The organism is Glycomyces tenuis DSM 44171, from assembly GCF_000427885.1.
Classification (GTDB): Bacteria; Actinomycetota; Actinomycetes; order Mycobacteriales; family Micromonosporaceae; genus Glycomyces; species Glycomyces tenuis.
Window position 1 is genome coordinate 104978 of sequence record NZ_ATYW01000011.1, and the last position, 13232, is coordinate 118209.

Sequence of the window (13232 nt, forward strand, 5' to 3'; positions counted from 1 at the left end):
GCCCGCCTCAGTCGTCGCCGAGGAAGCGCAGGTCCGGCGGGACGAGGGTGCGGGAGTGGAGCAGCTCGACGATCAGGTTGTGGTTGAGCATGTTGCCGACCGGTTCGCCGACCTCGTCGCGGGTCAGGCCGGGCACGCCTCCTTTGGACAGGCGGCGGCGGACCGCGGCGACGACGCGCTCGACCTTCTTGTGGGTCCAGCCGGCGTCGGGCTGGAGCTCCCCCAGCCGGTCGGCGGCCTGCCGCCAGGCGAGCGGCTGCGGATAGGCCTCGTGGAGCAGGTACCGCTGCGCCAGGGCCACCAGCGCCAGCCGCTCGACGTCGCTGAGCTTCCAGGGCTTGTCCTTCAGGGTGGAGGCTTCGGGCGCGGGACTGGGCAGGCGGCCGTCGTCGCCGGTCACGTACAGCTCCATCAGGTGGCGTCTGCGGGAGGTGCCGCTGATGAAGACCGGCGTGTAACCGGTGCCGAGCGGGAACGGCTCGTCCTCGGGGAACAGCATCCGCGACCCGGGCAGCTGCAAGGGCAGGTGCCCGACGTTGTGCAGCCACCAGTGATCGCCGCGGCGGGCGACGCGGCCCTGGCTGCGGCTGACGCGCCGGTCGTCCTCGCCGACGCACACGTGCACCTCGGGCCGGTTTCGTCCGAAGAGGACGAACCGGTCCTCCTTGGGGCGGAAGCGGACGCCTCCCGAGACCGAGAGCGCGTAGATGGTGCCGGGCGTGGTCTCGGCGACGCCGAACGCGAGGCTGGCGTGCTGCGGCGGCAGTGGTTCCAGTCCCTCGACCTGAAGGATGTCACTCATGTCGACCTCCATGTGTCTCCTGGCCGCCAGCGTGCCACGGTCCGGCGGGGAGCCCTCCCGGACAGTGTCGGATATAAACGGGACCGGCGGCAACTCTGCGAGCCGAGGAGGCACCATGACCCGCACCGTCTCCTTCCTCGCCCTGCCCGCGGCGGCCATGCTTGCTCTGGCCGGATGCGGTGCGGGCGAGGAAGGTTCCATATCCGATGCCGAGACCGCCGAGGCGCCGGACCCCGAGGAGCCGGTGCCGACAGTGGTGCCGACCGACGGCACGCCCGAGGAGGCGGCCGACGGCACCGACTACGAGGCCTGCTACGACGGCTCGTGCGAGGTCGTCGTCACCGAAGGCGTCGAGATCGCCTTCGCCCCGGAGTTCCGCACCGACGTGCTCGTGGTGACGGGCATCGACGAGGAGAACATCTCGCTGGCGTCCGAGTTCGTCGCGATGAGCGCGAGCCCGGGCGGGTGCGGGTCGGTCAACGACCTCGGGCTCACCGTGGGCTCGGTCAGCGGCGGCGAGGCGGTCGTCACCTTCTATCCCGCCGTCGACTGCTTCTAGACCGGAGGCAGCGCGGCGGCCAGCGGCTCGGCGAGCAGCATGGCCTGATCGCACAGCGCGTCCACGGGGTCGTCGCCTTGGACCTGGAGGCGCACCACCTCGGCGGTGGTCGTGCGGTCGGGGTCCGGACTGGGCCGTTCGAGGTGGACGATGCTCACCAGGCACGAGTCGTCACTCCAGCGGTCGTGCTGGAGGAAGACCTGGCGGCCGGCGATCGTCAGCTCCTCGCCGTCGTCGGCGGTGAGGGGCCTGATCCGCTCGAACAGCACCCGCAGGTCCTGGTCGCTGGTCGTCGAGTGCCAGGTGCAGTCCCAGCCGCCGAAGGTGGTGACGGGATGGGTGGCGTCGACGCCGGGGAACAGCTCCAGGGCCTCGTTGTCGAGCAGAGCGCAGGCGTCGGCGTGGATCAGCGAGTTCGCGTCGGGCTCGCTCGCGAGTCTGGGGATCTGGCCCTCGTTCATCACCGACACCGCCGTGCCGACGGCGATCTCGGCGATGCCGCACAGGTCGGCCTCGCCGTCCCGGGACTGCTCGGCGTCCACTGAGATGTAGTGCTCGCCGTCGGGGAGCGCCAGCGTCCGCTCGCACTCCTCGGGCTGGGGCTCGTGGCGGATGACGGCGATGCGTCCCTCCTGCTCGATCTCGCCCAGCTCGGGTTCGTCGCCGGTGCGGTATACCAGCAGCTCGATCTCGACCTCGCTGCCGCTGTGGACGGTCACGATCGCGCCGCAGCGGACGAAGGAGCCGCGGTCGGCGGCGAGCCAGGCCTCGCCGACCTCGTCGAAGGCCTCGGCGTCGAGCAGCGCGCACGGGTCGAGCGTGGCGGGGTCGCCGAGGATGTCCCCTTCGGCCGTGTCCGATCCGGAGGCGCCGGGCGAGCCGAAGGTGGCGTCCGCGGGGCCCAGGTACCGCCAGGCGCCGAGCGCGGCGACGGCGAGCACCAGGACTGCGGCGACGGCGGAGACGACCCAGGCGGCGGTGCGCAGCCGGTTCGTCTCCGCGGCGGCGCCGACGGGCGTCTCGCCGCTCATGGCGCCCAATTCGAGGCGCAGCCGCTCGGGGCGGGGGCGCCGCCGCGGGTCGTTGTCCAGCATCCGCTCGAGCACCGGGGCGAGCGCGCCGGCGTTCCTCGGCGCGATCCGCTCGTGCCGCGAGGTCCGCAGGATCAGTGCGTGCGGGTTGTCGTTCCCGAACGGGGAGGTGCCCTCGACGGCGTGGAACAGGGTGGCGCCCAGGGAGAAGACGTCGGACTCGGCGGTGGAGGGGCCGCCGTGGACCACTTCGGGGGCGACGTAGCCGGGCGTCCCGGTGACCATGCCGGTGCCGGTCAGCGTCGCGTCGGCGTGGACGTTGCGGGAGATCCCGAAGTCGGCGAGCTTCGCGAGGCCGTGGTCGGTGACCATGACGTTGGCGGGCTTGATATCCCGGTGGAGGACGCCCTTGGCGTGCACCGCCTCGAGTCCGGCGGCGAGCTGGGCGCCGTACCGGGCGGCCTCGGCGACGGAGGCGGGGGGCCGGTCGGCGAGGGAGGCGCCGCGCACGTACTCCATGACGATCCACGCGTCGCCGTCCTCGGCGACGGAGTCGTGCACCGTGACCACGTTGGGGTGGTTGATGTTCGCGAGGATGCGGGCCTCGCGGCCGAGCTTCGCCGCGGCGGCCGGGTCGCCGCCCAGGAGCGCCCGTTTCATCGCGACGGGGCGGTCGAGCTCCAGGTCGCCGGCGCGCCACACCTCCCCGTGGGCGCCTGAGCCCAATCGCTCCTCAAGCCGATACCGTCCACCAACGATCTGCCCGGCGCGCAACGCTGTCTCCGCTCCGTAGAAGCCTTGAACCGTACCCCGTGTGATCGAGACCAACTTTAGTGCAACGGTCCGAAGCTGTCTCATGCGGCGAATCGGCAGCGCCCGGACGACGCGTCCGAGTGAACCGGCGGCGCGGAACGGCGGGCAAACCGCTTGCCACGCCGATTAAGGTCGGGGCATGGACTGGGTCGACGACTTCTACTCCCGCACCGGACACTGGTGGGGCCGAGCCGAATCCGGCATCGGCGAGCGCGATCGCGGACGGGTCGAGCAGGCGCACCGCCTGCGCGGCGCCGAGCCGGGACGCGTCCTCGAACTCGGCTGCGGCTACGGCAACACCGCCGCGGCCTTCGCCGAGGCCGGGCACCGGGTGGTCGGCGTCGAGCTCACCGACCGGGCCGACCGCGCCGCCGTCCACACCGACCGTCTCGGCGCGGAGGCGCTGCGAGTGATCCGGGGCGACTTCTACACCGTGGAGCTGGACGGCCGCTTCGACGTCGTCGCCTACTGGAACGGCTTCGGCATCGGCACTGACGCCGAGCAGCGCCGTCTCCTGCGGCGCATCGGCGACGAATGGCTGGCCCCGGACGGGGTCGCGCTCGTCGACGTGTTCAACCCGCTGGTGTGGGCGAGCTGGGACGGCGAGGAGGACCACCTCACGCCGAACCCGGAGCGCGGCTACGAGCACGAGCTGATGCAGCGCCTCAGCTTCGACCCGGTCTCCTCCACCGCCGTCGACACCTGGTGGGACGCGGCCGAACCCGAGCGGAAGATCACGCAGCGCCTCCGCTGCTACGGTCCGGCCGATCTGCGGCTGCTGCTGGAGGGCACCGGCCTGGCGCTCGATGCGGTCATCGCCGGCGGCGAGCCGGTCGACCTCGGCGGCGACCACGCCGGACACGCCGCCATGCTGCGCGAGCGCCACGAGTACCTGGCCGTGCTGCGGCACGAGCCGCTCAGCGGCTGAACGGTCCGGCCGCCGGGAAGGCGACCGAGACGCGCAGGCCGCCGCCGCTCCTGGGGGCCGCCTCGAGCTCCGCGCCGTGGGCACGGGCCACCGACGCCACGATCGACAGGCCGAGCCCGACGCCGCCGGAGGAGTCGACGCGGTCGCGGCCCTGGCCGCGCCGGAACGGCTCGAACAGGGCGTCGACCTCGTAGGGCGGCACCACCGGGCCGGTGTTGGACACGCTCAGGACCGCCTTCCCGTCGCGGACGGCGGTCACGGCCGTGACCTGGCCGCCGGCGTGGTTGTGCCTGATCGCGTTGGCGATCAGGTTCTCGACCAGGCGCTCCAGGAGGGTCGCGTCGCCCGCGGTCACCGCCTCGGCGGCGTCGAGGCGCACCACGACCTCGGCGTCGGCGGCCTCCCGGGCGAGCCCGTCTGCCGCATGCGACACCACGTCGGCCAGGTCGACCGGCACGGGCTCGGGCGAGGCGTGCTCGGTGCGCGCCAGCGTCAGGAGGCCGTCGATGAGCCGCTCGTGGCGGGCGTTGACGGCGAGGAGGTTCTCGGCGAGGGTCTTCAAGCGCTGGTCGGCGCCTGGCCCGGCCGCGGCCACCTCGATGAGGGTGCGATTGATGGCGAGGGGCGTGCGCAGCTCGTGGGAGGCGTTGGCGACGAACCGCCGCTGCCCTTCGAAGGCCCGGTCGAGCCGGGCGAGCATCTCGTCGAAGGTGTCGGCGAGGCGTTTGAGCTCGTCGTTCGGCCCCTGCAAGGTGATGCGCTCGTGCAGGCTGCGGTCGGCCACGCGCCGGGCGGTGCTCGTGATCGCGTCGATCGGGCGCAGGGCGCGGCCCGCGAGGAGCCAGCCGACGGCGAGGGCGAGCAGGCCGACGGCCAGGAGCGCGATCGCCGACCAGGTCAGCAGGGCCTCGAGGGTCTCGGTGTTGACCGTCTCCTGGCGCCGGGTCATCTCCTCGGCGAGGGCCAGCCGCTCGTCGGTGTCGGCCTCGGTGAGCTCGCGGACCTCGATCTCCCCGCCGGCCCCTCCGAGCAGCACGTTCATCTCCCCGCCGCTTCGCAGCCGCTCGCTGACGAGCAGGTAGACCACGGTGATCAGAACCGCGCCGGCGGCGAAGAACGCCCCCGAGTACCACAGGGTCAGCCTCGTGCGCAGCCTCATGGTGCGGGCTCCTCTCTGACGGCGTAGCCCGAGCCGGGCACGGTGACGATCACCGGCGGGTCGCCGAGCTTGCGCCGCAACGTCATCATCGTCACTCGCACCACGTTCGTGGCCGGGTCGATGTGCTCGTCCCAGGCCTTCTCCAGCAGCCGCTCCGATGAGACCACGGCGCCGTCGGCGCGGAGCAGCTCCACGAGCACCCCGAACTCCTTCTTGGACAGCGACAGGTAGCGTCCGTCGCGGAACACCTGGCGGCGGGCGGTGTCGACGCTGATGCCGTCGAATTCGAGCACCGGCGGCACGGCCGGGGCCGAGCGCCTGGCCAGGGCGCGGACGCGGGCGACGAGCTCGGCGAACGCGAAGGGCTTGCCGAGGTAGTCGTCGGCGCCGAGCGAGAGGCCCTCGACGCGGTCGCCGACCTCGGCGGCGGCGGTCAGCATGAGGACGCGGGTGCCGTGCGGGCCCTCGACGACCTTCCGGCACAGCTCGTCGCCGCCGACGCGCGGCAGGTCCCGGTCCAGGATCGCCACGTCGTAGTCGTAGACGGCCAGGCGCAGCCGCGCCGAGTCGCCGTCGTAGCAGACGTCGACGGCCATCGCCTCGGCGCGCAGGCCCTCGGCTATGCCGTCGGCGAGCATCCGCTCGTCCTCCACCACCAGTACGCGCATACCCCATCCTCTCGCCCGGTCCGTCGGCAAGTGTGCCGGGCGGCGCATAAAGCCGGTGTAAGCGCGAACGCTGACGCCGGCCACATGCGCCGCCGGATTCACTGGGTCGCTCCAGAGCACTCCACAGATGGGAGCTATGACGATGAGACGACTACTGCTCGTCGCGGGCGCGGTCTCGGCGCTGATGCCGGCCGCCGCGTGCGGCGAGGACGCCGCAGAGGACGACTCGGTGGCGAGCGTCGACGGCGGCGCCACGCAGTCGGAGACCGCCGAAGAAGAAGAGGTGAGCCGCGAGGAGGCCCTGCAGAACTACGTCGAATGCATGCGGGACAACGGGGTCGAGGCCATGCCCGACCCCTCCCCGAACGGCGGTATGCAGCTCACCCCCGAGGTCGGCGAGGACCCCGAGTTCGAGGCGGCCCAGGAGGCCTGCCAGGAAGAGCTCCCCGACGGGGGGCCGGGCGGCGGTGGCGGACCCGACCCGGAGCTGGTCCTCGAGTTCGTCGAGTGCATGCGGGACAACGGCGTCGAGGACATGCCCGACCCGCAGAGCGGCGGCGGCATCATGATGGGCCCCGAGACCGCCGAGGACCCCGACTTCGAAGCGGCCATGGCGGCCTGCGAGGACGTCCTCCAGGAGCTGCGCGGATGAGGTCGGTCAAGCGGATCCTGCTGCCCGCCGGCGCGGTGGTGGCGGCCGCGGCGGTCGCCGTCGCGGCCACCGCCTTCGACGGCGACGAGGCCCCTGCCGGGGGCGATGAGACGGCCGGCGCGACCGCGGAGGTCGTGCGCCGGGACCTGGCCCGCTCCGAGGAGGTCGACGGGACCCTCTCGTACGGGGAGGTCCAGACGATGACCGGCGCGCTGCCGGGCACGATCACGTGGCTGCCCGAGGTCGGATCCACGATCGGGGCCGGGGATGCGGTCTGGAACGTGGACGACCGGCCGGTGACGGCCATGGACGGCGTGCTGCCGATGTGGCGGCCCATGGGGGCGGGCACCGAGGGAGCCGATGTGGCCCAGTTGGAGGAGAACCTCTCGGCGCTGGGCTACGGCGGCTTCACCGTCGACGACGAGTACACCGGCGCCACCGCCGAGGCCGTCGAGCAGTGGCAGGAGGACCTCGGCGCGCCCGGGACGGGGACGGTCGCGCTCGGCGAGGTCGTGTTCCTGCCCTCGGCGGTGCGCGTGGCCGGGCACGCCGCCGACGTCGGCTCGGCCGGGAAGGGGCCGGTGCTCGGGTACACCGGCCACGAGCAGCACGTCACCGTGGACCTCGAGGCCGCCAAGCAGGACTTGGCGGTGGAGGGCCAGGCCGTGACGGTGACGCTGCCGGACGGGACCGAGCTCGGCGGCGAGGTCGCCGAGGTGTCCGCGACCGTGGCCTCGGCCCCCGCCGAGGACGGCGGCGGCCAGGAGGACGAGGCGGAGAGCACGGTCGAGGTGACCGTGGCCGTCGACGACCCCGAGGCCGTGGCCGGACTGGAGTCGGCTCCGGTGAAGGTCGAGCTGGTCGCCGAGACGCGCGAGGACGTGCTGGTCGTGCCCGTCGAGGCGCTGCTGGCGCTCCGCGAGGGCGGCTACGCGGTGGAACTCGTCGAGGGCGACTCGGTCGAACTGGTGCCGGTCGAGACCGGGATGTTCGCCGGCGGGCTCGTCGAGGTCTCCGGCGAGGGCCTCGCCGAGGGCGCGCTGGTGGGGGTGCCCGAATGAGCGGCCCCCAGCGGAGCGTCGTGACGCTGGAGTCGGTGAGCAAGACCTATCCGGGGGTGACGGCCCTGTCGGACGTGTCGCTGGTGATCGACGCCGGCGAGCTGGTGGCGATCGTCGGGCCTTCGGGCTCGGGCAAGTCGACACTGCTGAACCTGGCCGGGACGCTCGACCGGCCCACGTCGGGGCTGGTACGCGTCGCGGGCCGGGAGGTGGCCGCGCTCTCCGACCGGGAGGTGTCGCGGCTGCGCTCGACCGAGCTCGGATTCGTGTTCCAGCAGTTCCACCTCGCTCCGGGCGTGCCGATTCTGGACAATGTGGCGGACGGGCTGCTGTACGCGCGGGCGCCCAGGTCGCGGCGGCGCGAGCGGGCCGCCGCCGCGCTCGAGCGCGTGGGCCTGGGCGAGCGGGTCTCCCACCGGCCGCACGAGCTGTCCGGCGGGCAGCGCCAGCGGGTGGCGATCGCCAGGGCGATCGTCGGCGAGCCGACGCTGCTGCTGGCCGACGAGCCGACCGGGAACCTCGACACCGCCTCGGGCGAGACGGTCATGGCGCTGCTGCGCGGTCTCAACGAGGCCGGGACGACGGTCGTGATCATCACGCACGACAGAGAGATCGCGGCGAGCCTGCCCCGGCGCATCGAGATGCGCGACGGGAGGGTGGTGAGCGATGCGGTGGGCTGACGTCTGGCGGGTCGGCGCCTACGGGCTGCGGTCCAGGCCGCTGCGCGTCACGCTCTCGGCGATCGGCATCGCCATCGGGATCGCCGCGATGGTGGCGGTCGTCGGCATCTCGGCCTCCAGCTCGGAGGACCTGAACCGGCGTCTGGACGCGCTCGGGACCAACCTGCTGACGACCGCGCCCGGCCAGTCGGTGTTCGGGGAGGCCTCGCAGCTGCCGCTGGAGGCCGAGCCGATGATCGAGCGGATCGGGCCGGTGCTGGACACCTCGGCGACGGGCGTCGTGCCCGAGGCGTCGGTGTACCGCAACGACCATGTCCCCGAGATCGAGTCGGGCGGCATCACCGTCCAGGCCGCCAGGCTCGACCTCCTCGAGGTCGTCGGCGGCGAGGTGGCCGAGGGGCAGTGGCTGACGGAGGCGACCGCGGCCTTCCCGTCGGTGGTCCTGGGCGCCGACGCCGCCGAGCGGCTCGGCGTCCCGGCGGACCCGGACGTGCAGGTGTGGCTCGGCGGCCAGTGGTTCACCGTCGTCGGGGTCCTGGAACCGGCGGCGCTGGCCCCCGAGCTGGACAGCGCGGCGCTCGTCGGCTGGGAGGCCGCCGAGGCGTACCTGGACTTCGATGCGCACGCGACGACGGTCTACACGCGGGCGGCCGAGGCGGCGGTGACCGACGTGCAGTCGGTGCTCGGCGCGACGGCCTACCCCGAGCACCCCGACGAGGTCGAGGTCTCGCGCCCTTCGGACGCGCTCGTGGCGGCCGAGGCCGCCGAGGAGACCTTCACCGGACTGCTGTTGGGCCTGGGCGCGGTGGCGCTCCTCGTCGGCGGCGTCGGCGTGGCGAACACGATGGTCATCTCGGTGCTGGAGCGGCGCGGGGAGATCGGCCTGCGGCGGTCGCTGGGGGCGACGAAGGCGGACGTGCGGGGCCAGTTCCTCGCCGAGTCGCTGCTGCTGTCGCTCCTGGGCGGCGTCGGCGGGGTGGTGCTCGGCGCCGCCATCACCGCCGCGTACGCGGCCTGGCAGGGCTGGCCGCCGACGGTGCCGCCGTGGGTGCTGGGCGGGGGCGTCGCCGCGACCTCGGCGATCGGCGCGATCGCCGGGCTGTACCCGGCCGTCAAGGCCGCGCGCCTGTCCCCCACCGAGGCGCTCACCGCGCCGTGAGGCGGCGGGCCCGGCCCGAGCGGGCCGGGCCCGCCGTGGCACGATCGCGGGCATGACGCCGAGCCTCCAGATCGGATCCGCCACGGTCATCGCCCTCACCGACGGCGAGGGGCCGTTCTTCGCCGAGCGGTCCGAGGCCTTTCCGAACGCCACGGCCGAGCAGTGGGACGCGGCCGACCGCTTCGACCCCGGTTCGGTGACCGGCGACGGCCGCTGGTGGCTCCAGTTCCGGGCCTTCGCGATCCGCGACGACACCGGGATCACCGTGGTGGACGCCGGGATCGGCCCCGCCGACGGCCCGGCCGCCTCGTGGGCGCCGGTGCCGGGGCGCCTCCCGGCGGAGCTGGCCGCCGCGGGCATCGATCCGGCCGATGTGGACACCGTGGTGCTCACGCACCTGCACACCGACCACGTCGGCTGGGCGGTGGTCGCCGACGGGCCGGAGCGGCGCCCGTTCTTCGCGAACGCGCGGTACGTCTTGCAGCGCAGGGAAGTCGACGCCGTCGAGGAGTTGAACCCGCAGCTGCGCGAGATCCTGATCGAGCCGCTGCGCGAGGCCGGGCGGCTCGCGGCCGTCGACGGCGAGCACGCGCTGACGCGGCGCTCGCGCGTGGTCCCGACGCCGGGGCACACCCCGGGGCACCAGAGCGTCCTGGTCGAGTCCGGCGGCGGGCTCGTCGCGGTCACCGGCGACGTCCTCGTCCACGCCGTCCAGCTGCTGCACCCCGAGGTGGCGTACGAGCTGGAGTCCGATCGGCGGACCGCCCGCGAGAGCCGCGAGGCGCTGCTGCGGCGCGTCGCCGAGGCGGGCGGCTCGATCGCCACGCCGCACCTGACCGAGCCGTTCGCCGCGGCGGGGCGCCGGGGCCCGGGAGGAAGCGCGGTCCCGCCGGGTGGCGGCTCCTCTTGACAACGGCGACTGTAACGGTAAAGTGACCGCAGCTGTATCGATAAAGAAGCGGTGCGGTTCCCACATCTCCCCCAGAAGGACGCTCCCATGCCTCACAACGTCGTACCGGCGGTCGTCAACGTGGACCTGGAAGGCCCGCGGATCAGCCGGCACGTGTACGGCCACTTCGCCGAGCACCTCGGACGGTGCATCTACGGCGGCTTCTACGTCGGGCCCGACTCCGACATCCCGAACGAGGGCGGCATCCGCCTCGACGTGGTCGAGGCGCTGCGGGCCCTGGACATCCCGAACCTGCGCTGGCCGGGCGGGTGCTTCGCCGACGAGTACCACTGGAAGGACGGCATCGGCCCCAAGGAGGACCGGGCCGTCATGGTCAACACGCACTGGGGCGGGGTCGAGGAGAACAACCACTTCGGCACCCACGAGTTCATGGCCCTGTGCGAGCTGCTCGGGGCCGAGCCGTACATCTCGGGGAACGTCGGCTCGGGCACCGTGCGGGAGATGAGCGAGTGGGTCGAGTACCTCACCCGCGAGGGCGACTCGCCGATGGTGCGCCTGCGCAAGGCCAACGGCCGCGAGGAGCCGTGGAAGGTCGAGTACTGGGGCCTGGGCAACGAGACGTGGGGCTGCGGGGGCAACATGTCCGCCGAGCAGTACGCCCTCGAAGCGCGCAAGTACGCCACCTACTGCCGCAGCTACGGCGAGAACAAGCTGTACAAGATCGCCGCCGGCGCCGCCGACTTCGACTACGGCTGGACCGAGACGCTCATGAAGCAACTGGGCCACCTCGGCTGCCAGCGGGTCAACAACTCGATGTACCACGCCGTCTCGGTGCACTACTACACGATGGCGGGGACCTGGGCCGACAAGGGCTCGGCGACCGAGTTCACCGAGGAGGAGTACTACACGACGATGGCGAAGGCCGCCCGCGTCGACGAGCTGCTCACCGGGCACGCGAACGTCATGGACTGCTACGACCCGGGCAAGGAGGTCGGCCTGGTCCTGGACGAGTGGGGCACCTGGTGGACCGTGGAGCCGGGCACGAATCCCGGGTTCCTGTACCAGCAGAACACGATGCGCGACGCCCTCGTCGCCGGCGTCCACTTCGACGTCTTCCACCGGCACGCCGACCGCCTGGTCATGGCGAACATCGCCCAGACGGTGAACGTGCTCCAGGCGATGGTCCTGACCGACCCCGACTCCGGGGCCCTGGTGCTCACCCCGACCTACCACGTGTTCGAGATGAACAAGGGCCACCAGGACGCCGCGTCGCTGCGGGTCGACACCCCGGCCGGGCTCCCGAGCCGCGAGGTCGAGGGGCGGGAGCTGTCCACCGTCTCGGTCTCGGCCTCCCGCAAGGACGGGCGCCTGCTCGTCTCCCTGTCCAACCTGGATGCGGAAGGGGCGGCCGACGTCGAGCTCGACCTGCGCGGCGGTACCGTGGGCGAGGTGACCTCCCGCATCCTGACCGCCGGGGCGCTCCAGGCGCACAACACGCCCGAGACGCCCGACGCCGTCGCGCCCCGCGCGCACGAGGGCGTCACCGCCACCGACAAGGGACTGCGCGTCCACCTCCCGGCCCACTCCTTCGTCACCGTGGAGGGCCGCATCGCATGACGGCGGGGCAGGGCACGGTGACCATGGGCGACGTCGCGCGCCTGGCCGGGGTGTCGAAGATGACCGTCTCCAACGTCATCAACAACCGGCCGGGCGTCTCGGAGCCGGTGCGCCGCCGTGTCCTGGAGGTCGTGCGCGAGTCCGGCTACCGCATCAACGTCTCCGCCCGGACCCTCCGGTCCGGGCGGACCGGCGTGCTCGGCCTGGCCGTGCCGCACGTCAACAGCGCCTACTTCGGGCTCCTCGCCGAGCACGTCATCGAGGAGGCCGCCGGCCGCGGCTTCCACATCGCGATCGAGCAGACCGGCGCCGCCGCCGAGGGCGAGTTCGAGGTGATCGCCCAGTCGCACAAGCTCCAGTTCGACGGCCTCATCCTCTCCGCCTCCGGGCTCGACCCGGCCGACCAGCGCCTGGTCGGCGGCGGCATCCCGATGGTGATGCTCGGCGAGCGGGACTTCGCGGCGAGCTTCGACCACGTCGCGATGCCGAACGAGGAGGGCACGAAGGCCGCCGCCGAGCACCTCGCCGACCGCGGGTGCAGGCGGATCGCGATCGTCACCGGCGCCCTCGGCGACGGCGACGTCAACGTCGTGACCCGCCGCCACCGCGGCTACCTGGCCGCGCTGCTGGAGCGGGGCCTGGCGGCCGAGCCGGAGCTGCTGGTGGCGCTCGACGAGATGAACGCCCGGGGCGGGAGGCGGGCCGCCCACCGCATGGTCGACTCCGGACTCGGGTTCGACGGCGCGGTGGCGGTGACCGACGGCGTCGCCCAGGGGCTCCTGCGCGGCTTCGCCGACCGGGGCGTCCGCGTTCCCGACGACGTGCGGCTCATCGGCTTCGACGACGTCCCCGACGCCGAGATCATGGTGCCGTCGCTGTCGACGGTCTCGCCCGACCACCGCTGGATGGCCGCGAAGGCCGTCGAGCTGGTCACCGCCCGCATCGAGGACCCCGAGCGCCCGGCCACCGAGCACACCGCGCCGTTCACGATCGCCGAGCGCGAGTCCACCCGCTGAGGCCGGAGCCGCTCGCGAAGGGGGCCTTGCGATCATGGCGCCCCCTGCGGCATACTCATTGAAGTTCTTGTATATATACGGAACTCGGCAGTCGCCCCCCTCATAGCGCGACCGGGGTTTTCGCCCTTCGAGCTCGTCGACACGGATAGACACCCGTCGGCCGACGACGCTCGACCC

Annotated in this window: 13 protein-coding genes; 9 read left to right on the top strand and 4 right to left on the bottom strand. The window is 72.9% G+C overall.

Annotation, left to right across the window (positions count from 1 at the left end):
* Positions 1-7: 7 nt before the first annotated feature.
* Positions 8-802, bottom strand: coding sequence for an FHA domain-containing protein (locus YWW_RS0114525; RefSeq protein ID WP_155830183.1), 795 nt, complete (start codon positions 800-802; stop codon positions 8-10).
* 115 nt (positions 803-917) lie between these two features.
* On the opposite strand from YWW_RS0114525, the gene YWW_RS34155 reads away from it, so the two are divergent.
* Positions 918-1361, top strand: a complete 444-nt coding sequence (locus YWW_RS34155) for a hypothetical protein (protein WP_051325828.1) — start codon at positions 918-920, stop codon at positions 1359-1361.
* Here the strand turns inward: YWW_RS34155 and YWW_RS0114535 are convergent.
* A complete protein-coding gene (locus tag YWW_RS0114535) occupies positions 1358-3250 on the bottom strand; it encodes a serine/threonine-protein kinase (protein ID WP_081687461.1) in 1893 nt (630 codons plus the stop codon). The two genes, YWW_RS34155 and YWW_RS0114535, sit on opposite strands and share 4 nt — an antisense overlap.
* Before the next feature lie 94 nt (positions 3251-3344).
* On the opposite strand from YWW_RS0114535, the gene YWW_RS0114540 reads away from it, so the two are divergent.
* On the top strand, positions 3345-4133 hold the full coding sequence (locus tag YWW_RS0114540) for a class I SAM-dependent methyltransferase (protein ID WP_026930681.1): 789 nt from the start codon (positions 3345-3347) through the stop codon (positions 4131-4133).
* On the opposite strand, the gene YWW_RS30555 is transcribed toward YWW_RS0114540, so the two are convergent.
* Positions 4123-5292: a sensor histidine kinase gene (locus YWW_RS30555; protein WP_035697641.1), complete on the bottom strand. Its 1170-nt coding sequence runs from the start codon at positions 5290-5292 to the stop codon at positions 4123-4125. The two genes, YWW_RS0114540 and YWW_RS30555, sit on opposite strands and share 11 nt — an antisense overlap.
* A complete protein-coding gene (locus YWW_RS0114550) occupies positions 5289-5960 on the bottom strand; it encodes a response regulator transcription factor (protein WP_026930682.1) in 672 nt (223 codons plus the stop codon). Before YWW_RS0114550 ends, YWW_RS30555 begins: the two co-directional genes overlap by 4 nt.
* Before the next feature lie 142 nt (positions 5961-6102).
* On the opposite strand from YWW_RS0114550, the gene YWW_RS30560 reads away from it, so the two are divergent.
* From YWW_RS30560 to YWW_RS0114585, 7 genes are all read left to right on the top strand, one after another.
* Complete coding sequence (locus YWW_RS30560) at positions 6103-6612, top strand: hypothetical protein (protein ID WP_155830184.1); 510 nt, start codon at positions 6103-6105, stop codon at positions 6610-6612.
* Positions 6609-7673 carry a peptidoglycan-binding protein gene (locus YWW_RS0114560; protein ID WP_026930683.1) on the top strand — a complete coding sequence of 355 codons (1065 nt, stop codon included), beginning with the start codon at positions 6609-6611 and terminating at the stop codon, positions 7671-7673. Before YWW_RS30560 ends, YWW_RS0114560 begins: the two co-directional genes overlap by 4 nt.
* Positions 7670-8353 (top strand): ABC transporter ATP-binding protein, encoded by a 684-nt coding sequence (locus YWW_RS0114565; RefSeq protein WP_026930684.1) that lies wholly within the window; start codon positions 7670-7672, stop codon positions 8351-8353. Before YWW_RS0114560 ends, YWW_RS0114565 begins: the two co-directional genes overlap by 4 nt.
* Positions 8340-9512, top strand: a complete 1173-nt coding sequence (locus tag YWW_RS0114570; protein ID WP_026930685.1) for an ABC transporter permease — start codon at positions 8340-8342, stop codon at positions 9510-9512. The genes YWW_RS0114565 and YWW_RS0114570 overlap by 14 nt, the downstream gene beginning before the upstream one ends.
* 52 nt (positions 9513-9564) lie before the next feature.
* The gene (locus tag YWW_RS30565) at positions 9565-10422 is read left to right on the top strand and encodes an MBL fold metallo-hydrolase (protein ID WP_081687462.1); all 858 of its coding nucleotides are present in this window, start codon (positions 9565-9567) and stop codon (positions 10420-10422) included.
* 87 nt (positions 10423-10509) lie between these two features.
* Positions 10510-12039 carry an alpha-N-arabinofuranosidase gene (locus YWW_RS0114580; RefSeq protein ID WP_026930686.1) on the top strand — a complete coding sequence of 510 codons (1530 nt, stop codon included), beginning with the start codon at positions 10510-10512 and terminating at the stop codon, positions 12037-12039.
* On the top strand, positions 12036-13055 hold the full coding sequence (locus tag YWW_RS0114585) for a LacI family DNA-binding transcriptional regulator (RefSeq protein WP_035697637.1): 1020 nt from the start codon (positions 12036-12038) through the stop codon (positions 13053-13055). Before YWW_RS0114580 ends, YWW_RS0114585 begins: the two co-directional genes overlap by 4 nt.
* Positions 13056-13232 lie beyond the last annotated feature (177 nt).

Excerpts from the sequence above, each read along its gene's own strand:
- YWW_RS0114535 (WP_081687461.1), bottom strand. The coding sequence starts at position 3,250 with ATGAGACAGCTTCGGACCGTTGCACTAAAGTTGGTCTCGATCACACGG.
- YWW_RS30565 (WP_081687462.1), top strand. The coding sequence starts at position 9,565 with ATGACGCCGAGCCTCCAGATCGGATCCGCCACGGTCATCGCCCTCACC.
- YWW_RS0114585 (WP_035697637.1), top strand. The coding sequence starts at position 12,036 with ATGACGGCGGGGCAGGGCACGGTGACCATGGGCGACGTCGCGCGCCTG.
- YWW_RS30560 (WP_155830184.1), top strand. The coding sequence starts at position 6,103 with ATGAGACGACTACTGCTCGTCGCGGGCGCGGTCTCGGCGCTGATGCCG.
- YWW_RS34155 (WP_051325828.1), top strand. The coding sequence starts at position 918 with ATGACCCGCACCGTCTCCTTCCTCGCCCTGCCCGCGGCGGCCATGCTT.
- YWW_RS0114580 (WP_026930686.1), top strand. The coding sequence starts at position 10,510 with ATGCCTCACAACGTCGTACCGGCGGTCGTCAACGTGGACCTGGAAGGC.
- YWW_RS0114570 (WP_026930685.1), top strand. The coding sequence starts at position 8,340 with ATGCGGTGGGCTGACGTCTGGCGGGTCGGCGCCTACGGGCTGCGGTCC.
- YWW_RS0114550 (WP_026930682.1), bottom strand. The coding sequence starts at position 5,960 with ATGCGCGTACTGGTGGTGGAGGACGAGCGGATGCTCGCCGACGGCATA.
- YWW_RS30555 (WP_035697641.1), bottom strand. The coding sequence starts at position 5,292 with ATGAGGCTGCGCACGAGGCTGACCCTGTGGTACTCGGGGGCGTTCTTC.
- YWW_RS0114565 (WP_026930684.1), top strand. The coding sequence starts at position 7,670 with ATGAGCGGCCCCCAGCGGAGCGTCGTGACGCTGGAGTCGGTGAGCAAG.
- YWW_RS0114525 (WP_155830183.1), bottom strand. The coding sequence starts at position 802 with ATGAGTGACATCCTTCAGGTCGAGGGACTGGAACCACTGCCGCCGCAG.
- YWW_RS0114540 (WP_026930681.1), top strand. The coding sequence starts at position 3,345 with ATGGACTGGGTCGACGACTTCTACTCCCGCACCGGACACTGGTGGGGC.
- YWW_RS0114560 (WP_026930683.1), top strand. The coding sequence starts at position 6,609 with ATGAGGTCGGTCAAGCGGATCCTGCTGCCCGCCGGCGCGGTGGTGGCG.